The following is a 21,816-nucleotide window of genomic DNA, read 5'->3' on the forward strand; positions in this document are numbered from 1 at the left end:
CTACAGCGCCTGTTCCACCAGGGCGCCGCGATGGCGGATCACCTTGCGGCTGAGGTCGTGGCCCGCGGCGATGGCCGCCGCGCAATCCGCACCCGACAGGCTGGCCGCAAGATAGCCCGCGTTGAAGCTGTCGCCTGCCGCCGTGCTGTCCACGGGCGTTTCGGGCGCAAGGTCGCTGATCGTGCCCGATCCCCCTGCCCCGCCAAAGCCGATCGGCCCGCCGCCGTTCTTCACCACCACCTGCCCCGCCCCCAGCGCCAGATAGCGCGCTACGGTGGCCTGGGGATCGGCATCGCCGAAATGGCTGGCTTCATCGTCGAAGCTGGGAAGGACCAGATCGGCGCCCGCCGCCGCATCGCTGATGCCCTGCCGCATGGTGGCGGCGTCAGGCCACAGGCGAGGGCGCAGGTTCGGGTCGAAAACCACGCGCGTCCCCGCAGCCCTGGCCCGGGACAAGGCCGCCAGCAGGTTCGCCCGGCCCTCGGGCGGCAGGATCGCCACAGTGATGCCCGAGAAATAGGCCAGCGCCGCCCCTTCAAGCGCCGCATCCAGCGCCGCAGGATCGTCGGCCAGCCGCCGGGCCGCCGAGGTGTCGCGCCAATAGGCGAAGCTGCGTTCCCCATCCGTCAGGCTGATTGCGTAAAGCCCGATTTCCCGGTCCGGGTCGCGTCCGACATGGGCGGTGCCGATGCCTTCGGCGGACAGGAAATCCACCATCTGTTGGGAAAAGGCGCCCTGGCCCACGCGGGACAGGTAATCGACCTGCCAGTCGGCGCCTAGCAGGCGGCGCAGATACCAGGCGGTGTTCAGCGTGTCGCCCGCGATGCCCAGGCGCCACAGGCCCGGCTGGTCCGACTGGCCCAGTTCGACCATCGCCTCTCCGATGGACAGGATGCGCATCAGGCGGCCTGGTGCTTGCGCGACAGCGCGAGTTCGACGCCGCGCAGTTCGGCCAGACCCTTGAGGCGGCCAATCGCGGGATAACCGGGCTGGCCGCCCCGGCCGATGTCGTCCAGGATGTCCTGGCCGTGGTCGGGGCGCATGGGGATGCGCCAGTCCTCGCGACCCGCTGCCCGCCTGCGGGCTTCCTCGGCCAGCACCGCGTCGATCAGGTTCACCATGTCGGTCTGGCCGGCCAGGTGTTCATCCTCGAAGAAGCTGGCGGGGATGGTGTCGCTGTCGCGGCGGACGTTGCGCAGGTGCAGGAAATGCACGCGGTCGCCCAGCCGGCGCATCATGCCGGGCAGGTCGTTGTCATGCCGCACCCCCAGCGACCCGGAACAGAGCGTGATACCGTTCGCGGGCAGATCCACCGCCGCCATGCGTTCGGCGTAATCGGCCTCGGTGGACATGACGCGGGGCAGGCCCAGCAGTGGGAACGGCGGATCGTCTGGGTGGCAACACAGCCGCATCCCCAGGTCCTGCGCGACAGGCGCCACCTGTTCCAGGAAATCGTTGAAGTTGCGGCGCAGCACCGCGTCCGTCACCGGGGCATAGGTCTGCAGCAGGTCGCGCACGTCGCCCATGGTCAGATGCTCGGCCGCGCCGGGCAGGCCGAAGACCACGTTTCCGGCAAGCTGCTGGCGGGCCGCGTCGTCCATGTCGGCAAAGCGGCGGGCGGCGGCGTCGCGGATGTCTTCGGGGAAATCCTCGGCCGCGCCGGGACGTTCGAGGATGTGGATGTCGAAGGCCGCGAAGTCGGTCAGGTCGAAGCGCATGCAGCGCGCGCCATTGGGGCGGCGCCATTCCAGGTCGGTGCGCGTCCAGTCCAGCACCGGCATGAAGTTGTAGCAGATCACCCGGATCCCCGCCGCGTGCAGGTTCCGCATGGAGGCGATCCAGTTCTGCACATGGCCGCGCCAGTCGCCGGACTGGGTCTTGATCGCCTCGCTGACGGGCAGGCTTTCCACGACCTCCCATTCCAGGCCGGATGGGGTGCCATCGCGCATCACGGCAACCTGGGACTGGCGGCGGGCGATTTCCTCGGGCGTCCAGAGGGTGCCCGTGGGGACATGATGCAGCGCCGTCACGACGCCTTGGACACCTGCTTGCAGCATGTCGTCGATGGACACGCGGTCGTTCGGACCGAACCAACGCCAGGTCTGTCGCATGTAATCCTCTCTCAGTCGGTGAAATAGTCGGGCTGGGCCGCCGCCATCTGCGGCACCTCGGTCAGCATCTGGCGCAGATGGGTGCGCATCGCGGTCTCGGAGGCGTCGGCATCGCCCTTGCGCAGCGCGTCCAGGATCTGCTGGTGCTGGCCGATGATGAAGCCGCGGTCGAAGGCGCGCATGGACAGGTGCCGCAGCCGGTTCATCTGCGCCTTGAGCCGGTCCAGATCGGCCCAGACCGCCTCTTGCCCCGCGGCAAGGGCCAGCAGGCGGTGGAAGCGGTCGTCCGATTCGATGAAGTCGTTCACGTTTCCGGCCTGGTCCGCGGCTGTCTGCAGGGCGATTTCATCCGCCATGCGGTCCAGCATCTCGGCGGGCCGTGTCTGGGCCACGATGCGGGCCAGATCGGCCTCGACCGCCTCGCGGATGAAGCGGGCGGACAGGACCGCCGCGACGGAAATCTTGCTGATATAGGTGCCGCGCTGCGGGCGGACCTCAGCCAGGCCGTCGCTGGCCAGGCGGATGAAAGCTTCCCGAACGGGCTGGCGGCTGATGCCGATGGCGGCCGCGACCTCGGTTTCGCTGATGCGCATCCCGGGGGGCAGGTCGCCCTGCTGGACGCGCTTGCGCAGCCAGTCATGGACCTGGAACGCCGTGCTTGGCGCGATCGTGATGCGTGCGACGTCCATGAAAGCCTCCCCCAGGCAGCAGCTTATGCCATACTTCCATACAAGTAAAGACGTTCCCAAACCCCGTTCAAGGGGTCGTAGGGGCTTCGTTCGGCATGGCAGGGGTTTCCGTTGCCCCTGCCGCAGGGGTGGGGCCGCTTTCGACAAGGCGGTTCTGGTCCCACTGGCCGGACGCGACCTCGCCACTGGCATAGCGCATCACGCCCTGGCCCTGACGCTTGCCCGCCACGAAGCTGCCCTCATAGCGGTCGCCGCTGGCATAGGTCGCGACGCCGGTGCCGTCGATCTCGCCCGCCTTCCAGCCGCCTTCATAGGTGAAGCCGTCCGGCGTCGTCAGCTTGCCCTGTCCTTCGCGCAGGCCGTTCGCGAAGCCGCCGGTATAGACCGTGCCGTCGGGATAGGTCGCCTGGCCATCGCCATGGCGCTGACCGTCGGCCCAGGCGCCGTTATAGACATAGCCGTCGGGATAGGTCATCCGGCCCAGGCCGTGGTTTCGGGCGTTCCTGAAGCCGCCCTCATAGACCATGCCGTTGGCATAGGTGGCCTTGCCCTCGCCCTCGATCACGCCGGCGGCCCATTGGCCGGAATAGCTTGCCCCGTCGGGATAGGTGATGGTTCCGCTGCCATGGGGCCGGTCGTCCTTCATGCCGCCGGTATAGACCGATCCGTCGGGATAGGTGATCCGGCCCTCGCCCTCCATCCGGCCTTCCACCCATGACCCGGTATAGACATAGCCGTCGGTGCCGGTGAAGGTGCCCTGCCCATGGCGGCGGTCGGCCTTGAAGGCGCCGTCATAGACATCGCCATTGGCATAGGTGGCGACGCCCTGTCCTTCGCGCCGGCCGTTCAGCATCTGGCCCTCGTAGCGGTCGCCCGAGGCCTGGACCAGCACGCCCGTGCCCGACATCTGCCCCGCCGACCAGATCCCTTCATAGACCAGCCCGTCGGCCATGGTCAGCTTGCCCTTGCCCGCGCGCTGGCCCGCCAGCATCCCGCCTTCATAGACCGCGCCGTCGGGATAGGTGATCTTGCCCTGCCCTTCCTTGACGCCCGCGTTCCAGTCCCCTTCATAACGGTATCCGTTGGGCTGGGTCAGCACGCCCTTGCCCTGGTGCAGGCCCTTGACGAAATCGCCGGTATAGACCGACCCGTTGGCATAGCGCGCCACGCCCTTGCCGGTGATCTCTCCGGCCACCCAGTCGCCTTCATAGGTGCCGCCGTCGGCATAGGTGATCGTGCCGGTGCCATTGGGCTTGCCTTCGGCGAACTGGCCTTCATAGACGGAACCGTTGGGAAAGGTGGCGCGGCCCTGGCCCAGGATCTCGCCCTCGACCCAGTCGCCTTCATAGCGGTATCCGTTGGGCAGGGTATAGCTGCCCTGGCCGTGCTGGCGGCCATTGCGAAAGGTGCCTTCATAGACGCCGCCGTCGTCATATTGCTTGGTCACGACCTGCGCATCCGCGGCGGGGGCTCCCGCCAACAGCGCCACGATCGCCGCCCAACTTGCCGCCTTCATCGTCCGTCCGCCCTTCGTCCTTTGCCCCATGGTCTATCGCAGCGGAACCCGCTGCGCAAAGCCCGACTTTTCCTTATCCATGTCATCGCCTATCACGGCATCGAGAGAACAGGGGCTGCATGATGACCAACCGTTTCCGCCTGACCATCGGCCAGTTGAACGCCACGGTGGGCGATCTGCAAGGCAATGCCGACAAGGCCCGCAAGGCATGGGAAGCCGCGAAGGCCGCAGGCGCCGACATGCTGGCCCTGCCCGAGATGTTCATCACCGGGTACCAGACACAGGATCTGGTGCTGAAGCCCGCCTTCTGCCGCCAGGCCGAGGAGGAGATCCTGAAGCTTGCCGCCCTTTGCACCGGCGGCCCGGCCCTGGGAATCGGCGGACCGTGGCGCGACGGCGAAAAGCTTTATAACGCGTTCTGGGTCTTCAAGGACGGCGAGATGATCGCCCGCGTGCTGAAGCACCGCCTGCCCCACAAGCAGTTGTTCGACGAATGGCGGCTGTTCAACGGCGGCCCGATCAGCGGCCCCTATCCCGTCGCGGGCGCGCGGATCGGATCGCCCATCTGCGAGGACAGCTGGTCCCCCGACGTGGCCGAGACCCTGGCCGAAACCGGGGCCGAGATCATGATCGTGCCCAACGGATCGCCCTATCACAGGAACAAGCTGGACCTGCGCATGGGCCACATGGTCGCCCGCGTGGTCGAGACCGGGCTGCCGCTGGCCTATGTCAACATGGTGGGCGGCCAGGACGACCAGCTTTACGACGGGGCAAGCTTCGTGCTGAACCCCGGCGGGCACAAGGTCGTGCAACTGCCGCCCTTCCAGGAAATGCTGGCCCATGTCGATTTCACCCGGACCCCCGACGGCTGGCGGGCCGAGCCGGGGCTGATGGCGCCCCAGCCCGACGAATGGGAACAGGATTACCAGGCCATGATGCTGGGCCTGCGCGATTACCTGCGCAAGTCCGGGTTTTCCAAGGTCGTGCTGGGCATGTCGGGCGGCATCGATTCCGCGCTTGTGGCGACCATCGCCGCCGACGCCATCGGGCCGCAGAACGTCCATTGCGTGATGCTGCCCAGCGAATACACGTCCCAGACCAGCCTGGACGACGCGGCCGATTGCGCGAACCGGCTGGGCGCGCGGCTGGACACGGTGCGCATCGACGGGGCGCGCGACGCCGTGGCGGATGCCCTTGCGGATCTGATGAAAGGCACCGAACCCGACATCACCGAGGAAAACATCCAGTCCCGCCTGCGCGGCCTGATGCTGATGGCGATATCCAACAAGTTCAACGAGATGCTGCTGACCACCGGCAACAAGTCCGAGGTCGGCGTGGGTTATGCCACGATCTATGGCGACATGGCGGGCGGTTACAACCCGATCAAGGATCTCTACAAGACCCGCGTGTTCGAGACCTGCCGCTGGCGCAACGCCAATCACCGCGACTGGATGATGGGCCCGGCAGGAGAGGTGATCCCGCCCCGCATCATCACCAAGCCCCCGTCGGCGGAACTGCGCCCCGACCAGGTGGACCAGGATTCGCTGCCCCCCTATGAAATCCTGGACGCGATCCTGGACGGTCTTGTTGAAAGGGACCTGTCGCTGGCCGATCTGGTCGAACAGGGCTTCGATGCCGATACGGTCAGAAAGGTGGAACGGCTGCTTTATGGCAGCGAATGGAAACGGTACCAGGCCGCGCCCGGCCCCCGGATCTCGACCAAGGCCTTCTGGCTGGACCGCCGTTATCCGCTGGTGAACCGCTGGCGGGACAAGCTGTAGGCGGGGCGCAAGCCTGCCATGTGTCGATCTTAATCGCCCCCGCCCAGCAATTCGCGCGCCGCCATGTCGATGAAGGCCTGTTGATCGCGTCCGACATTGTGGACGAAGATCGTGTCCACGCCCAGGTCCGCAATCGCCTGCAGATCGGCGCGATGCAGCCCCGGATCGGCCGAGACGCGCACCGACCGGCCAATGTGTTCCGGCCCTACGAACCGGCCCAGCAGGTCGAAGTCCGACGGGCGCCGGATGTCCCAGTTGATCTCTCCTCCGATTGCCACGGGCGCCCATTGGTCCAGGGCATTGGCCATGGCGCGATCTTCGGTCTCCGCCCAGGATATCGTGTGCTGGACATGGACGGGCTTGCCCTCGCCCCCGCCTTCGCGAAAGGCGGCGATGACGCGGGCGACATTGGCCGGATCGCCGCCAAGGGTCAGCAACCCCTCGGCCCAGCCGCCCAGCCAGCGTGCCGTGTCCTCGGTCGCTGCGGCGCCAAACAGGGGCGGGGGCGCATCGGGCAGCGACCACAGGCGCGCCTCGATCGCGGTCACGCGTCCGCGATGGGTCACGGTCTCGCCGCGCAGCAGGGCGTGCATCACGTCGAAACATTCCCGCAGCCGCACATTCCGTTCGGGCTTGTCCGGCCAGACCATGCCGGTCATCGCCTCGTTCAAGGCCTCTCCGGTGCCAAGGGCCACCCAGAAGCGGCCCGGAAACATCTGCGCCAGCGTCGCCGCCGCCTGGGCCATCACCGCCGGGTGGTATCGGTATCCCGGCGCCGCGATATTGCCGAAAGGCACGGTGGTGGTGGCCATGGCCGCGCCCAGCCAGGTCCAAGCATGGCCGGAATGGCCCTGACGCGGGCTCCAGGGCTGGATGTGGTCGGAACACTTGATCGCGCCGAAGCCTGCGGCCTCGGCACGGCGTGCCAGATCGCACAGGGTTCGCGGGTCGTATTGTTCGTGCGAGGCATGATATCCGATGCGCGCCATGACCCTTCCCCTCATTCATTCCTGCGGGAAGCCCGTGACCCTGCGGGAAGTTCCCTGGGGAACAATCCATCGGCCTTGATGCTTGCGCTGTCGCATGGATCAACGGGACGGCGACATGACGGAACTGGACGGATGGTGGAAGAACGCCGTCATCCATGGCGTCGATGTCGAACGGTTCTGCGACAGCGACGGCAACGACGGCGGGATGGGCGATTTCTCCGGGCTTTGCGCCGTCGCCTTGCGCCCCTGTGGTCGAAATAGGCACGCTGAAGGTCGTGCCACCCCCTGCAATGACAACCGAAAGGACATTCCATGACCATTCGTGCCGTCGGCACCCCTGCCGCCGACCAGCCCCTGCGCCCCATGGACATCACCCGGCGCGATACCGGACCGCATGACGTGCGCATCCAGATCGTCTATTGCGGCATCTGCCATTCCGACCTGCACCAGGTGCGCAGCGAATGGGCAGGCACGCTTTATCCCTGCGTTCCCGGCCACGAAATCGTGGGCCGCGTGACCGAGGTGGGCGCCCATGTCACCAGCCACAAGCCGGGCGATCTGGTGGGCGTCGGCTGCATCGTGGACAGCTGCCAGCATTGCCCCGACTGCGAGGAAGGGCTGGAGAATTATTGCGACGGCATGGTGGGCACCTATAACGGCCCGACCGCGGACGCGCCGGGCCATACGCTGGGCGGCTATTCCCAGGCGATCGTGGTCCACGAACGCTTTGTCCTGCGCATCACCCACCCCGAGGATCAGTTGGCCGCCGTCGCGCCGCTGCTGTGCGCGGGCATCACCACCTATTCGCCGTTGCGCCACTGGGGTGCGGGTCCGGGCAAGAAGGTCGGCATCGTGGGCATCGGCGGCCTGGGTCACATGGGGGTGAAGCTGGCCCATGCCATGGGCGCGCATGTGGTGGCCTTCACCACCTCTCCCGACAAGGTGGAGGCTGCCAGGGCGCTTGGCGCCCATGAGGTCGTCGTGTCCCGCAACGCCGAGGAGATGGCGGCCCATGCCCAAAGCTTCGACTTCATCCTGAACACCGTCGCCGCCCCGCATGACCTTGACGCCTTCCTGGCGCTGCTGAAGCGCGACGGGACCATGACGCTGGTGGGCGCGCCCGCCACCCCGCATCCATCGCCCAATGTCTTCAACCTGATCATGCGCCGCCGCAGCCTGGCCGGATCGCTGATCGGCGGCATTCCCGAAACCCAGGAGATGCTGGATTTCTGCGCCCGGCACGGCATCACCGCCGAGATCGAGATGATCCGCGCCGACCAGATCGAGGATGCCTATGAACGGATGCTGAAGGGCGACGTGAAGTACCGCTTCGTCATGGACATCGCCACGATGGCCTGAACCACGCACCTGTCGGCCGGGCGCAACCCCGGCCGTCAGGCGTAATCGACCCAGACGCCGCCCGCGTCGGCGGACCGGACGCAATGTTCCACCCAGCGCACGCCCTCGACCCCGGCCTCGACGCCGGGATAGCGCAGGTGGGCCGCGCGGGCGGGATCGCCTTCCTCATGCGCCTCGATCGCCTGGGCAAAGCGCGAATGCAGGTTCGCCCAGGCCTCGAACAGGCCTTCGGGGTGGCCCGCGCCGATGCGGTCGTCCCCCAGGGATTGCGCGTGAAGATAGGGCATCCCCCGGTCCAGAAGGCGCGCGGCTTCGCCCTGGATTTCCAGCCGCAACTGGTTGGGGTGTTCGTCCCACCATTCGACCGACCCCCTGGATCCGGTCACCCGCACCTTCTGGCCGTGCATCGAGCCCGCATTGACGGCGGATGTCCACAGCGTCCCCACCGCGCCCCCGTCATATTCCATCAGCACCGTCGCGTTGTCCTCCAGCGGCGCGCGGGATGCGACGAAGCTTTGCCGGGTGCAGAGAAGCCGTCGGACACGCAGGTCGGGGCAGATCACCTGCGCGAGATACAGCGGATGGGTGGCCAGATCCCCCAGGACATAGCTGGGACCGGCAAAGGCCGGATCGACGCGCCAGCGGGTCGCGGGGCTGTCCAGTTCCACCGGCGCGCTGTGGAAACCATGGGCGAACTGCATCGTGACGATGCGGATTTCGCCCAGGGTGCCGTCCGCGACCAGACGCGCCGCTTCCTCGATCATCTGGTGGCCGGAATAGCCATAGGTAACCCCGACGACCAAGCCGCGTTCGGTGGCGATGGCCTGCAGGTCAAGCGCCTCGGCGGTGGTGAAGGTCAGGGGCTTTTCGCAGATGACATGGATGCCCGCCAGCAGCGCCGCCCTGGTGATCGGGTAATGCGTGTTGTTCGGCGTGGCGATGGTCACGCAGCGGATGCCGTCGGGGCGCGCGGATTCGGCCGCGAACATCGCCTGGTAATCGGGATAGCAGCGATCCGGGTCCAGCCCCAGGTCAACGCCGAAGGCCCGGCCCCGTTCGGGATTCAGGTCGAAGGCCCCGGCCTTGAGGTCGAAGTAGCCGTCGCGCATCGCGGCCGATCGATGGACATAGCCGATCTGGCTGCCCCTGCCGCCGCCCACCATGCCCCAGCGGATCGCGGTCTTCGTCAGGCGGGTGCCGTCGATCATCGGGTCGTCTCCTTCCTTCGGGCAAAGCCCACGGTTTCCAGATAGCGGCGCGATTTCGCGACATCGGCCAGCGATCCCCCGACATTGCGGGGATCGCGTTCCTGTTCGACGGTGATGAAACCGGCATAGCCGCGCCGTTCCAGCAGCAACAGGATCGCGGGATAGTCGATGCAGCCGTCGCCGATGGGACACATCACGCCTTCGGCGCAGGCGTCGAAGAAACGGATGCGGCGGGTCATCACATCCGCGAATGTCGCGGCGTCGATATCCTTGAAGTGGATGTAATCCAGCCGGTCCCAGTACCGGTCCAGCACCGCCACGGGATCCATCCCGGCATAGGCGGTGTGGCCGGTGTCCAGGCACAGCCCGGCCTCGGACGCGGGGATGTCGCGGGCGATGCGGTCGATCTCGTCCGCGAATTCGACATGGCCGCCCGCATGGGGGTGGATCACGGCGCGGACGCCGTATTCGTCCCGCGCGATCCGGGCGATGGCGCGGATATTGGCGACCATGCCCGCCCAGGCGGCATCGTCCAGCCGCAGCGCGCGGTCGGAATGGCCTGCGGCATAATCGCGCGCCTCGTGCCCCCAGTCCATCACCGTCAGATAGGGCGCGGCGAAACGCTGGCCCGGCGCCAAGGGCGGCTTCGGCAGCGCCGTGATCACCGCGCAGATCCGGCGGACCTGGCGTTCCAGTTCCTCGCGGCCGGCCGGGTCCACCAGGTTGTCGAAGATGGTGCCCGCCACGACGTAAAGCCCATGCCAGCGCAAGGCCTCCGATACCGTCATCGCGTCCAGCGGCATGTATCCGTATGGCCCCAGTTCCAGCCCGCCGTAACCCGCCGCCGCAGCCTCCTTCAGCACCAGCCGCCAGTCGGGCAGGTTCGGGTTCGAGACATCGTCCACGCCCCAGCAACAAGGCGCCGTCGTGATGGTGATGGTCATGGGTATCCTCCGGTCCGGGCAGGATTAACCGGCAAGGCATGCAAGGCGAAGAACGGCCTTGAGGGATTCCCCTCAATCAACCACTGTCCGCGCCAAAGGGGGAAACCATGGCAAAGGTGACGCTGGAGGACGTGGCACGGGCGGCGGGGGTGTCGCTGGCCACCGTGGACCGGGTGGTAAACCGGCGGGGCGGGGTGTCCGCAGACAAGGAAGCGGCGATCCTGGCGGCCGCCCGCCGCCTGGGCCTGGACCGCATCCTGCGGGTCACGCCCACGGCCGCCAAGCGCATCGCGGTGCTGATCCAGCCGCCCTCCAACCCGTTCCATGCCCAGTTGCGCCAAGGCATCGAACAGGCCCGCGCCATCCACCGCGACCTGAACCTGTTGTTCCAGATCGAACGGATCGACCCGGCGCAGCCCGACCGCATCGCCGCCCAGATCGCCCGCGCCGCTGCGTGGGCGGACGGGATGATCCTGACCGTTCCCGCCGCGCCCCAGATCGTCGCGGCGCTGGAGGCGCTACCCCCGCGCATCCCGGTCGTGACCATGGCCGACGATGTGCCCGCCCGTGGCCGCGCAGCCTTTGTCGGTCCCGACGACCGCCAGTCGGGCCGCGTGGCGGGCGATCTAATGGGATTTCTGGTCGGCCAGGGCGGCGGCGACACGCTGGTGCTGATCGGCCGCTTCGACATGCCCGGCCACGGGGCGCGCAGCGGCGGCTTCATCGACGTGCTGGCGGAACGCCACCCCGCCCTGCGCGTCGCGGACGTCCTGGAAACGCACGAGGACAAGGCGACCGCAGCCGCCATGGCGCTGCGCGCGGCGCGCATGAACCCCGACCTGCGCGGCATCTATCTGTGCACCACCGGCTGTTCGGAACTGGTCGCGGCCTTGGCCCCCATCCGCCAGACCCGCTCCATCGCCATCGTCACCCACGAACAAACCCCTGAACACCGCCTGATGCTGAAGGCCCGCAAGGTGCAGGCGATCATCGACCAGCGACCCGTGCTGGAGGCTCGGCTGGCCGCCGAAACCATGGCCCGGCTGATCGGCCGGCTTGAGGGCGCGGCCGGGTCCATCGCGACCGAGATCCAGATCCTCATGCCCGAAAGCGTCTGAGGGTTTCCCCTCAACCCCGCGCTTGTCCGCTGTTCCGACGGGTCTAGCGTGGCGGCAAGGATGGAGGGAACATGGCGGACATCGGCTTTGGGGTCATCGGCGCGGGCTATATGGGCAAGGCCTATGCCATCGCGCTGTCGCAGGTCTCGACGGTCTATGAAATGCCGCATCGCGCGGTGAAACGCGTCATCGCGACATCGGACGCGGCTGGGGCAAGGGATCGCGCGCGGGATTTCGGCTTTGAACGCGGCACGGGCGACTGGCGCGATCTGCTGGCGGCGGATGACGTGCAGGCGGTCGCCATCGCCTCGCCCACCTTCCTGCACGCCGACATGGCGGTCGCGGCCCTGCAGGCGGGCAAGCATGTGATCTGCGAAAAGCCCTTGGGCCGCACCGCGCGCGAAGCCGCGCAGATGGCCAAGGCCGCGCAGGCCAGCGGACGCGTCACCATGACCGGCTTCAACTATGTCAAGAATCCTGCGACCCAGCTTGCGCATCAGATCATCGCGGGCGGAGAGATCGGCGAGGTGATCCATTTCAGCGCCACCCATGTCGAGGATTACCTGATGGATCCGGCGCTGCCCCATGACTGGCGGCAGGTCGCGGCCCATGTCGGGCGGGCCGGCGCGCTTGGCGATATCGCCAGCCATGCGATCAACCTGGCGCATTTCCTTGTCGGCCCGGTGGCCGAGGTGGTGGGAATGCGCCAGACGGTCCATGCGCAGCGCCCGGCGCGGGACGGCATGGCTGCGGTGGAAAACGACGACCAGGCGCAGTTCCTGATGCGTTTTGCATCAGGCGTTCCGGGCAGCATCGCGGCCAGCCGCATCCATGCGGGGCGCAAGATGGGCCTGACCTATGAAATCGTGGGCACCAGGGGCACGGTGCGGTTCGACCAGGAACGGATGGCGGAACTGCAATTCTATGACGCCGCCGATCGCAAGGGGCGGCAGGGATTCCGCACGATCCTGGCCGCGCCCGGTCACGGCGATTATGGCCGCTTCTGCATCGGCGCGGGCCACGGCTTCGGCTATAACGACATGATCGTGGCCGAAATGGCCGAATTCATCCGCGCCATCACGGAAGGCACCCCGGCCTGGCCGGACTTTGCGGCAGCCGTCCATACCGCCGCCGTGGTCGATGCGGTGCTGGCATCCTGCGACCAGGGCGGCTGGATCGACGTCAAGGCCATCGAATCAGAGGCCTGGGCATGACGCGCCTTGCCGTTTTCGGAGCGGGCCGCATCGGCGCCGTCCATGCGATGAACGCCGCCGCCATTCCCGGTGTCGCCGTGGTGCATCTGGTCGATCCGGTCGCCGATTGCGACGCACTTGCCGCGCGGATCGGGGCGCGCCGGTCGGATGCCCATGACGCGCTGTCCGACGATCTGGACGGCATCGTCATCTGTTCGTCCACCGACAGCCATGCGGAATTGCTGCTGGCGGCGGCCGAACGCGGGCTGGCGGTGTTCTGCGAAAAGCCGATCTCGCTCGACTGGCCGACGGTCGTGCGCGTGACGGACGCTGTCGAGGCATCGGGCATCCGCTGCATGCTGGGCTTTCAGCGCCGCTATGATCCGAACTTCTGCGCGGTGCGGGATCGCATCGCATCGGGCCGATCCGGGCGGCTGGAACAACTGGTGATGCACACCCGCGATCCCGGCCCGCCGCCCATCGACTATGTGCGCCGATCCGGCGGGATGCTGCGCGACCAGGCGATCCATGATTTCGACCAGGCGCGATACATCTGCGGCGAGGAGATCGCGACCGTCTATGCCCTTGGCAATTGCCAGGTCGATCCCGCGATCGGCGAGGCGGGCGATATCGACACGCTGGCGGTGACGATGCTGACCCGATCCGGGCGCATGGTCACGATGACCAACAACCGCCGCGGCCCCCTGGGCTATGACCAGCGGCTCGAGGCGCATTGCGCGGCCGAGGTGCTGTTCATCGACAACCGCCCGCAAACGGATCTCCGTATCGCAAGTCCATCGGGGCAGATGACCGCGCCGCCGATGGATTACTTCATCGCCCGGTTCGAGGCCGCCTATCGCGCCGAGATGGAGGCCTTTGCCGCATGGCTGCAGGGCGGTCCCGCGCCCCTTGCCGGGATCCGCGACGGATTCGAGGCGCAGCGCCTGGCCGAGGCCGCGGTCGCCTCGATCGCGACGGGCCAGCCGGTCGATCTGCGGGACGGCTGGCGGCCTTGACGGGTGGGGCGATGATGTGAAACCGTCAACGTCCTGACGGATCCCATCATCAGCCGGAAAGACAGCCGATGCGCCGCCCGACCATTGCCGACCTTGCGCGCGAGGCGGGCGTCAGCCTTGCCACGGCCGACCGGGTTCTGAACGGCCGCCTGAAGGTGCGCGAGGAAACCGCGCGGCGCGTGCAGGACGCCGCGCAGCGCATCGGCTATCACGGGGCGAACGCGATCCGGGCGCGGCTGATGGCGGAACTGCCTGAACTGCATGCCGCGCTGATCCTGCAAAAGGAACGGCACCCTTTTTACCAGGACTTCGCACGGGAATTTCAGGATCAGGCCGCGCAGATCACCTCGCACCGGGTGCGGGTGACGGTGCGGTTTGCGCAATCGACCCTGCCGGGGGAACTGGAACAGTTGCTGGCGTCGATGGCGGGCAAGGTCGATGCGGTGGCGGCCACGGGGCTGGATCATCACAAGGTCACGGCGGCGGTCAGCGATTTGCGGACACGCGGCATCCCCACCTTTTCGCTGCTGTCGGATTTCGCCCAAGGCGTGCGGGAAAGCTATGTCGGGACCAACAACATCAAGGTCGGCCGAACGGTCGGCTGGCTGATCTCCAGGATCGCGCGCAGGCCCGGCAAGGTCGCGGTCTTCATCGGCGGGCACCGGTTTCACGGCCACGAACTGCGCGAAACCGGATTTCGCAGCTATTTCCGGGAATACGCCCCGGACTTCGAATTGCTGAACCCCCAGGTGAACCTGGAAACACGGCAACTGACCTATGAGGCGGTGACCGAGCTTCTGGAACGGCACAACGACATCGTCGGCATCTATTGCGCGGGCGGCGGGATGGAGGGCGCCATCGCCGCCCTGCGCGAATTGCGCAAGCCCGGCGACGTGGTGCTGATCGTCAATGAACTGACCCCGGATTCGCGCGAAGCCTTGCAGGACCGCACCCTGTCCGCCGTCATCAGCACGCCCCTGCGCCAGGTTTGCGAGGAAACCCTGGCCCTGATGATCCAGGCGCGCGACCATGGCCTGACCGACAATCCCGGCCAGCGGTTTCTTCCCTTCCAGATCTGGACGCCGGAAAGCCTGTAGGCTGCGTGATGGGAAACCATCACAGAAGGCATCATTTTACATCACGAATGATGGTTTTCACCGTCACAGCATGATTGACCCATGGACGGCCTTCCGTGATCTTCCCCTTGCGACGACCTGAGGAGAATCGTCGCCGCCTGCCAAAGACCGACGCCGCGCAAACCCTGCATCCGCAGGGGTGGCCCCGTGCGGCCCGCCGTCTGGCACAAAGCAACGAACAAGGTGCCCAAGCGCACCATCAGTGGAGGGAAGACCATGAAGCGACTGCTGACGGCGACCGCGATCTGCGGGCTGCTGGGAACGGCTGCCCAGGCCGAGAACATCGGGGTATCCATGGCGCTGTTCGACGACAACTTCCTGACCGTCCTGCGCAACGGGATGCAGGAACATGCGGCCAGCCTGGACGGCGTGACCCTGCAGATCGAAGACGCGCAGAACGACGTGGGCAAGCAGCTGAACCAGATCCAGAACTTCGTGGCCTCGGGCGTGGACGCGATCATCGTGAATCCGGTCGATACCGACGCCACCGTCGCCATGTCGCAGGCCGCAGCCGACGCGGGCATCCCGCTGGTCTATGTCAACCGCGAGCCTGTGAACGTCGATGACCTGCCGGAAAACCAGGCTTTCGTGGCGTCCGACGAAAAGGAATCCGGCACGCTGGAAACCCAGGAAATCTGCCGCCTGCTGAAGGAAGCCGGCAAGACCGAGGCCAAGGCCGTCGTCCTGATGGGCGAATTGTCGAACCAGGCCGCGCGGATGCGCACCCAGGACATCAAGGACGTGATCGCCACGCCCGAATGCAGCTTCATCCAGATCGTCGAGGAGCAGACCGCGAACTGGTCGCGCACCCAGGCCGCCGACCTGATGACGAACTGGATCACCTCGGGGCTGGAATTCGACGCGGTGATTTCCAACAACGACGAAATGGCCATCGGCGCGATCCAGGCCATGAAGTCGGCGGGCATGTCGATGGACGACGTGATCGTCGGCGGCGTTGACGCGACGCAGGACGCCCTGGCCGCGATGGAGGCGGGCGACCTGGACGTGACCGTGTTCCAGAATGCGGCGGGCCAGGGCCAGGGCGCGGTGGACGCGGCGCTGAAGCTGGCGCGCGGCGAGGAGGTCGAGAACAAGGTCTATGTGCCCTTCGAACTCGTGACGCCCGCGAACCTGGCCGAATACCAGGCCCGGAACTGAGCCTTGACGCCGGGCGGTCCACGCCCGGCACCCTTTCCCACCGGAGGACAGTTTCATGGTCAGCCCAAGGACGGCCGCCGCCATCGACCGCGTTCACGCGGCCACCCAACGCGACGGCGTCTTGTCGATCAGCGGCATCCGCAAGGAATTTCCGGGCGTGCTGGCGCTGGATGACGTGCAGTTGCGCATCCGCCCCGGCACGGTCCACGCCCTGATGGGGGAAAACGGCGCGGGCAAGTCCACGCTGATGAAGATCATCGCCGGCGTCTATCAGCCCGATGCCGGGGAAATCCGGCTGCGGGGCCAGGTGGTGGCGCTGAAATCGCCGCTGGACGCGCTGGAACAAGGGATCTCGATGATCCACCAGGAACTGGCGCTGATGAACTGGATGACGGTGGCGGAAAACATCTGGATCCGCCGCGAACCCAAGAACCGCTTCGGCCTGATCGACCATGCCGAGATGACGCGGATGACGGCCGATCTGTTCGCGCGGCTGAACATCAACCTCGACCCCCGCGCGCAGGTCAGCGAACTGACGGTGGCCCAAAAGCAGATGGTCGAGATCGCCAAGGCGGTTTCCCACAATTCCGACGTTCTCATCATGGACGAGCCGACATCTGCGCTGACGGAACGCGAGGTGGATCACCTGTTCGCCATCATCGGCGACCTGCGCACCCGCGGCATCGGCATCGTCTATATCACCCACAAGATGAACGAGCTGTTCGAGATCGCGGACGAATTCACGGTCTTCCGCGACGGCAAGTATGTGGGCACCCACAACGCCTCCGACGTGACCCGCGACGACATCATCCGCATGATGGTGGGACGCGAGATCACCAACATGTTCCCCAAGGTCGATTGCCCCATCGGCGACACGATCCTCGAGGTGCGCGACCTGACGCTGGCCGGCGTCTTCCACGACGTGTCATTCACCCTGCGCCGGGGCGAGATCCTGGGCCTGGCCGGTCTGGTCGGGTCCAAGCGGTCCAACGTGGCCGAGGCGCTGTTCGGCGTCCACCCGGCGGACAGCGGCGAGATCCTGATCGACGGCAAGCCCGTGACCATCGCCAATCCCGCGCAGGCCATGGCGCATGGCATGGCCTTCCTGACCGAGGATCGCAAGGAAACCGGCTGCTTCCTGACGCTCGACTGCCTGGAAAACATCCAGTCCGCGCTGATCACCCGCAGCCATGTCAAGAACGGCTTCGTCCAGCAGGCCGAGGTGAACCGCCTGGCCGAGGACATGGCCCGCACCCTGCGCGTCAAGACCCCGAACCTTCAGGAAACGGTGGAAAACCTGTCGGGCGGCAACCAGCAAAAGCTGCTGATCGCCCGCTGGCTTCTGACCAAGCCCCGCATCCTGATCCTGGACGAACCGACCCGCGGCATCGACGTGGGCGCGAAATCCGAAATCCACCGCCTGATCACCGAACTGGCCGCGCAGGGCGTGGCGGTGCTGATGATCTCGTCCGAACTGCCCGAGGTGCTGGGCATGTCCGACCGCATCATGGTCATGCACGAAGGCCATGTGTCCGGCTTCCTGGACCGCGCGGAAGCGGATCAGGTCAAGATCATGTCGCTTGCGGCGAAGTAAGGGAACCATTCGCATGAGCAGCCAAGACATCACCGCCCGCGCCGCGCCGCGCACGCAGCGCAAATGGCCTGCGGAAGTGAACATCCTCCTGGTCCTGATCGGCATCGCCCTGGTCTTCGAGATCCTGGGCTGGATCTTCCAGGGACAGTCCTTCCTGTTTTCCTGGAACCGGCTGAAGATCATGATCCTGCAGGTGTCCGTGATCGGCATCATCGCCGTGGGCGTGACGCAGGTCATCATCTCGGGCGGGATCGACCTGTCCTCGGGGTCCGTGGTGGGCGCGGTCGCCATGGTGGCGATGTCCTTTGCCCAGGTCTCGACCTATGCCCGCGCGGTCTATCCGGCGCTGACCGACCTGCCGATGATCGTGCCCCTGCTGATCGGGCTTGGCTGCGGGGCCGTCGTCGGCCTCATCAACGGCTGGCTGATCGCCTATACCAAGATCCCGCCCTTCATCGCCACGCTGGGCACGATGGTCACGGTGCGCGGCTTTGCCAAGTGGTACACCAAGGGCCAGCCGATCAGCTTCCCGACCGAGGGTTTCGCCTGGATCGGCAGCGGCATGATGCCGGTGGTGATCTTCATCCTGGTGGCGCTGATCTTCCACGTGGCGATGAAATACACCCGCTATGGCAAGTTCACCTATGCCATCGGCGCCAATGCCCAGGCCGCCCGCGTGTCCGGCATCGACGTGGAACGCCATCTGGTCAAGGTCTATGTGATCGCCGCGATGCTGGCCGCGCTTGCCGGGATGGTGGTCGCCGCACGCGGCCAGACGGCGCAGGCGGGCATGGGCCTGGCCTATGAACTGGACGCCATCGCCATGGCGGTGATCGGGGGCGTGTCGCTGAACGGCGGGCGGGGGTCGATCCTGGGCACGGCCATCGGGATGATCATCTTCGGGGTCATCATCTCGGGCTTCACGTTCCTCAGGCTCGACGCCTACTACCAGGAAATGATCAAGGGCGCGATCGTCGTGGCCGCCGTGGTGGCCGACGTCCACCGCCAGCGCAAGCGCCGAAAGACAAGCTAGGCCCGCGCTCTTCTTTCACACCCAACCGACGGGAATGCACCCCCATGACCAGACTCATCGCCACCACCGCCCTTTGCCTGTCGCTGGCCGCGCCCGCCGTGGCGGAAACCCGGATCGGCGTCACCATGACGTCCTTTGACAACCCCTTCCTGACGATCCTGCTGAACGGCATCCGCGCCGAGGCGGAACGGACCGAAGGCGTCACCCTGTCGGTCGAGGATGCGCAGCTGGACGTCGCCAAGCAGCTGAACCAGGTCCAGAACTTCGTGGCCAACGGCGTAGATGCGATCATCGTGAACGCGGTCGATGGCGACAGCACGGCGGCCATCACCGCCACGGCGACCGGGGCGGGCATCCCGCTGATCTATGTGAACCATCCGCCCGCCGAACTGGAAACCGGGATGCCCCAGGGCACCGCCTATGTCGGGTCGCAGGAAACCGACGCGGGCCGCCTGGAAGCCGCCGCCGTCTGCGCGGCGCTTGAAGGGCGCGAGGATGCCAAGGCGGTGATCCTGATGGGACCGCTGGAAAACCACGCCGCCCATGTGCGCACGCAAATGGTCGAGGAAGCCTTCGCCCAGCCCGATTGCCAAGTCGAGATCATCGAAAAGCAGGTCGCCAACTGGAACCGCGTCCAGGCGCAGGATCTGGTGACCTCCTGGCTGACGGCGGGCCTGGAATTCGACGCCATCGTCGCCAACAACGACGAAATGGCGATCGGCGCGGCCCAGGCCCTGGCCGCGACCACGGGCAAGGGCGAAATCGTCATCGCGGGCATCGACGCCACCGCCGACGGCCTGGCCGCGATGGAGGCGGGGCAGATGGACGTGACCGTCTATCAGAACGCCACCGGCCAGGGCGAACAGGCGGTCCGCGCCGCCGTCGCCGCCGCGGCGGGCGAAAAGATCGAGCCCGAACACTGGATCCCGTTCGAGCCGGTCACGCCCCAGAACATGGCCGATTACCAGAAGTAACCGGCCTTTGCCGGGCGGGGCGTCTCCTCCTCCCCGCCCTGCCCGGCCCCTGACCCCTGTCCGAGACGCCCGATGAAACACACGCTTGACCCGCACATGATCCGCCACCTGTCGCTGGAGGATACCGTCCGCAAGGTGGCCGAACTGGGCTATGACCATGTAGAAATGTCGCCCCGCCCCGACTTCTTTTCCTGGTGGACGCGCCCGAAGCTTTACCCGGAACGGATCCGCAGCTTCAAGCAGGCACTGCGCGATACGGGCGTGGGCCTCGCCTCGATCCAGCCGATGTATCGCTGGGCCAGCCCATACCCTGATGAATGGGACGTGGCGATCGACAACTGGAAGCGCGCGATCGAATGGGCAGTCGAACTGGAATGTCCCTTGTTCGTCAGCGAATTCGGCCGCGGCGGCAGCCCCGACCGAAGCCTGAACGACCGTTCGGGCCTCCACCGTCCCGAGACCTGCGAAAACCAGTTCTTGCGCGCTATGGACGTGCTGGTCCCGATCCTGGAACGCGAGGGCATCAAGCTGTCGCTGGAGGCCCATCCCGAGGATTGGCTGGAGGAGATCGCCCCGGCGGTGGACATCATCAAGACCATCAACTCGCCCATGGTGCGCGCATCCTTCATCGCGCCGCATACCTTCTTCTACGGTCCCGACATGGTGGCGAACCTGCGCGCGACCGAAGGACTGCTGGAACATGTGCGGCTTGCCGACACCTATGACCACAACAAGTCCTCGGCGCTGCGTTACATCGTCAACCCGCCGGGATCGAAGGTGCGCGTCCACCAGCACACCGACTTCGGCCAGGGCGAGATCGACTGGGACACCTTCTTCGCCACCCTGGCCGACATGAAGTTCGACGGCGTGTTGTCGAACTGCGTCTTCGCCTGGGAAGACCGGGCCGAGGACAGCGCAAGGTTCATGCTGTCCGAAACCAAACGATACGTCGAAAAATACTGGAAGTGAGATCCAACATGACCGTCAGGATTGGTGTCATCGGCACCGGAGCCATCGGCCGCGACCACGCGCGGCGCATCAACCAGGTGCTGTCGGGCGGCACCATCACCGCGCTGTCGGACGTCAACCGCGCATCCGCCGAAGCCGTGAAGGCCGACATCGCCCCGGATGCCACCGTCTTCGACAGGGGCGAGGATCTGATCGCCAGCACCGATGTGGACGCGGTGCTGGTCACCTCCTGGGGCGCGACGCATGAACAATATGTCCTGGCCGCCATCGCCGCCGGCAAACCCTGCTTCTGCGAAAAGCCGCTGGCGACGACCGCCGAGGGCGCCAAGCGCATCGTCGATGCCGAGGTGGCGCATGGCAAGCGTCTGGTGCAGGTGGGCTTCATGCGCCGCTATGACGAAGGCTACGCTGCGCTGAAGAAGGTCGTGGACGGCCAGATCGGCGCTCCGATCATGGTCCATGCCGCGCACCGCAACCCCTTCGTGCCCGAGGCCTATACGACGCCCATGGCGATCCACGATACGCTGATCCACGAGATCGACGTGTTCCGCTGGCTTCTGGACGACGACTATGTGTCCGCCCGCGTGACCTTTCCCCGGTCCTCCGCACGTTCCCACGCCAAGCTGCGCGACCCGCAGATCGTGACGCTGGTGACGGCCAAGGGCACGGTCATCGACACCGAGATCTTCGTGAACTGCCATTACGGTTACGACATCCAGTGCGAGGTCGTGGGCGAGGATGGCGTTGCCCGGCTGCCCGAACCGATGGCGATCCAGACGCGCCTGAACGCGACGTTGCAAAACCCGATCCTGACCGACTGGAAGGACCGCTTCGTCGCCTCCTATGACGTGGAGTTGCAGGACTTCCTGAAGGCCGCGGCGCAGGGCACGGCATCGGGCCCGACATCCTGGGACGGCTACATGGCCGCCGTCACCTCGGACGCCTGCGTCGAGGCACAGGAAGCCGAGGGCGCCATGATCGCCATCACCTATCCCGACCGTCCCGCCCTTTACGCCCAAGGCTGACCC

At 66.5% G+C, this 21,816-nt stretch carries 20 protein-coding genes; 13 read left to right on the top strand and 7 right to left on the bottom strand.

What is annotated here, in order from left to right:
- From CK944_RS07325 to CK944_RS07340, 4 genes are all read right to left on the bottom strand, one after another.
- Complete coding sequence (locus CK944_RS07325) at nucleotides 1-900, bottom strand: sugar kinase (RefSeq protein ID WP_103172398.1); 900 nt, start codon at nucleotides 898-900, stop codon at nucleotides 1-3.
- Nucleotides 900-2,111, bottom strand: a complete 1,212-nt coding sequence (gene uxuA, locus CK944_RS07330; RefSeq protein WP_103172399.1) for a mannonate dehydratase — start codon at nucleotides 2,109-2,111, stop codon at nucleotides 900-902. The genes CK944_RS07325 and uxuA overlap by 1 nt, the downstream gene beginning before the upstream one ends.
- Before the next feature lie 11 nt (nucleotides 2,112-2,122).
- A complete protein-coding gene (locus CK944_RS07335; protein ID WP_103172400.1) occupies nucleotides 2,123-2,800 on the bottom strand; it encodes a GntR family transcriptional regulator in 678 nt (225 codons plus the stop codon).
- Nucleotides 2,801-2,867: 67 nt separating this feature from the next.
- Nucleotides 2,868-4,316 carry an MORN repeat-containing protein gene (locus tag CK944_RS07340; protein WP_103172401.1) on the bottom strand — a complete coding sequence of 483 codons (1,449 nt, stop codon included), beginning with the start codon at nucleotides 4,314-4,316 and terminating at the stop codon, nucleotides 2,868-2,870.
- A 122-nt stretch (nucleotides 4,317-4,438) separates the two neighbouring features.
- Between CK944_RS07340 and CK944_RS07345 the strand changes: the two genes are divergently transcribed.
- Nucleotides 4,439-6,097 carry an NAD+ synthase gene (locus CK944_RS07345; RefSeq protein WP_103172485.1) on the top strand — a complete coding sequence of 553 codons (1,659 nt, stop codon included), beginning with the start codon at nucleotides 4,439-4,441 and terminating at the stop codon, nucleotides 6,095-6,097.
- Between the two features lie 29 nt (nucleotides 6,098-6,126).
- Here CK944_RS07345 and CK944_RS07350 read toward each other — a convergent pair whose 3' ends face one another.
- Entirely contained in the window at nucleotides 6,127-7,086 is a 960-nt protein-coding gene (locus CK944_RS07350; RefSeq protein ID WP_103172402.1) for a TIGR03885 family FMN-dependent LLM class oxidoreductase, read from the bottom strand.
- 94 nt (nucleotides 7,087-7,180) lie between these two features.
- On the opposite strand from CK944_RS07350, the gene CK944_RS07355 reads away from it, so the two are divergent.
- Nucleotides 7,181-7,402 carry a hypothetical protein gene (locus CK944_RS07355; protein WP_103172403.1) on the top strand — a complete coding sequence of 74 codons (222 nt, stop codon included), beginning with the start codon at nucleotides 7,181-7,183 and terminating at the stop codon, nucleotides 7,400-7,402.
- Nucleotides 7,399-8,445 carry an NAD(P)-dependent alcohol dehydrogenase gene (locus CK944_RS07360; protein WP_103172404.1) on the top strand — a complete coding sequence of 349 codons (1,047 nt, stop codon included), beginning with the start codon at nucleotides 7,399-7,401 and terminating at the stop codon, nucleotides 8,443-8,445. Before CK944_RS07355 ends, CK944_RS07360 begins: the two co-directional genes overlap by 4 nt.
- Before the next feature lie 35 nt (nucleotides 8,446-8,480).
- Here CK944_RS07360 and CK944_RS07365 read toward each other — a convergent pair whose 3' ends face one another.
- Nucleotides 8,481-9,653, bottom strand: coding sequence for a Gfo/Idh/MocA family protein (locus CK944_RS07365; RefSeq protein ID WP_103172405.1), 1,173 nt, complete (start codon nucleotides 9,651-9,653; stop codon nucleotides 8,481-8,483).
- Nucleotides 9,650-10,597 (bottom strand): TIM barrel protein, encoded by a 948-nt coding sequence (locus tag CK944_RS07370; RefSeq protein ID WP_103172406.1) that lies wholly within the window; start codon nucleotides 10,595-10,597, stop codon nucleotides 9,650-9,652. Before CK944_RS07370 ends, CK944_RS07365 begins: the two co-directional genes overlap by 4 nt.
- A gap of 107 nt (nucleotides 10,598-10,704) precedes the next feature.
- Here CK944_RS07370 and CK944_RS07375 point away from each other — a divergent pair, with 107 nt between their 5' ends.
- The 10 genes from CK944_RS07375 to CK944_RS07420 all read left to right on the top strand — a co-directional run bounded on the left by CK944_RS07375 (nucleotide 10,705) and on the right by CK944_RS07420 (nucleotide 21,813).
- Complete coding sequence (locus CK944_RS07375) at nucleotides 10,705-11,715, top strand: LacI family DNA-binding transcriptional regulator (RefSeq protein ID WP_103172407.1); 1,011 nt, start codon at nucleotides 10,705-10,707, stop codon at nucleotides 11,713-11,715.
- 71 nt (nucleotides 11,716-11,786) lie between these two features.
- Nucleotides 11,787-12,929 carry a Gfo/Idh/MocA family protein gene (locus CK944_RS07380; RefSeq protein ID WP_103172408.1) on the top strand — a complete coding sequence of 381 codons (1,143 nt, stop codon included), beginning with the start codon at nucleotides 11,787-11,789 and terminating at the stop codon, nucleotides 12,927-12,929.
- On the top strand, nucleotides 12,926-13,924 hold the full coding sequence (locus CK944_RS07385) for a Gfo/Idh/MocA family oxidoreductase (RefSeq protein WP_103172409.1): 999 nt from the start codon (nucleotides 12,926-12,928) through the stop codon (nucleotides 13,922-13,924). Before CK944_RS07380 ends, CK944_RS07385 begins: the two co-directional genes overlap by 4 nt.
- Before the next feature lie 68 nt (nucleotides 13,925-13,992).
- Nucleotides 13,993-15,021: a LacI family DNA-binding transcriptional regulator gene (locus CK944_RS07390; RefSeq protein WP_103172410.1), complete on the top strand. Its 1,029-nt coding sequence runs from the start codon at nucleotides 13,993-13,995 to the stop codon at nucleotides 15,019-15,021.
- Between the two features lie 255 nt (nucleotides 15,022-15,276).
- Nucleotides 15,277-16,218, top strand: coding sequence for a sugar ABC transporter substrate-binding protein (locus CK944_RS07395; RefSeq protein WP_103172486.1), 942 nt, complete (start codon nucleotides 15,277-15,279; stop codon nucleotides 16,216-16,218).
- A 55-nt stretch (nucleotides 16,219-16,273) separates the two neighbouring features.
- On the top strand, nucleotides 16,274-17,812 hold the full coding sequence (locus CK944_RS07400; protein ID WP_103172411.1) for a sugar ABC transporter ATP-binding protein: 1,539 nt from the start codon (nucleotides 16,274-16,276) through the stop codon (nucleotides 17,810-17,812).
- A 13-nt stretch (nucleotides 17,813-17,825) separates the two neighbouring features.
- Nucleotides 17,826-18,845 (top strand): ABC transporter permease, encoded by a 1,020-nt coding sequence (locus CK944_RS07405; RefSeq protein WP_103172412.1) that lies wholly within the window; start codon nucleotides 17,826-17,828, stop codon nucleotides 18,843-18,845.
- A 44-nt stretch (nucleotides 18,846-18,889) separates the two neighbouring features.
- Entirely contained in the window at nucleotides 18,890-19,819 is a 930-nt protein-coding gene (locus CK944_RS07410) for a substrate-binding domain-containing protein (protein ID WP_103172413.1), read from the top strand.
- 72 nt (nucleotides 19,820-19,891) lie between these two features.
- Nucleotides 19,892-20,788 (top strand): sugar phosphate isomerase/epimerase family protein, encoded by an 897-nt coding sequence (locus tag CK944_RS07415; RefSeq protein ID WP_103172414.1) that lies wholly within the window; start codon nucleotides 19,892-19,894, stop codon nucleotides 20,786-20,788.
- 8 nt (nucleotides 20,789-20,796) lie between these two features.
- Nucleotides 20,797-21,813, top strand: a complete 1,017-nt coding sequence (locus CK944_RS07420; RefSeq protein WP_103172415.1) for a Gfo/Idh/MocA family protein — start codon at nucleotides 20,797-20,799, stop codon at nucleotides 21,811-21,813.
- Nucleotides 21,814-21,816 lie beyond the last annotated feature (3 nt).

Source organism: Paracoccus sp. SY (assembly GCF_002901215.1).
GTDB lineage: Bacteria > Pseudomonadota > Alphaproteobacteria > Rhodobacterales > Rhodobacteraceae > Paracoccus > Paracoccus acridae.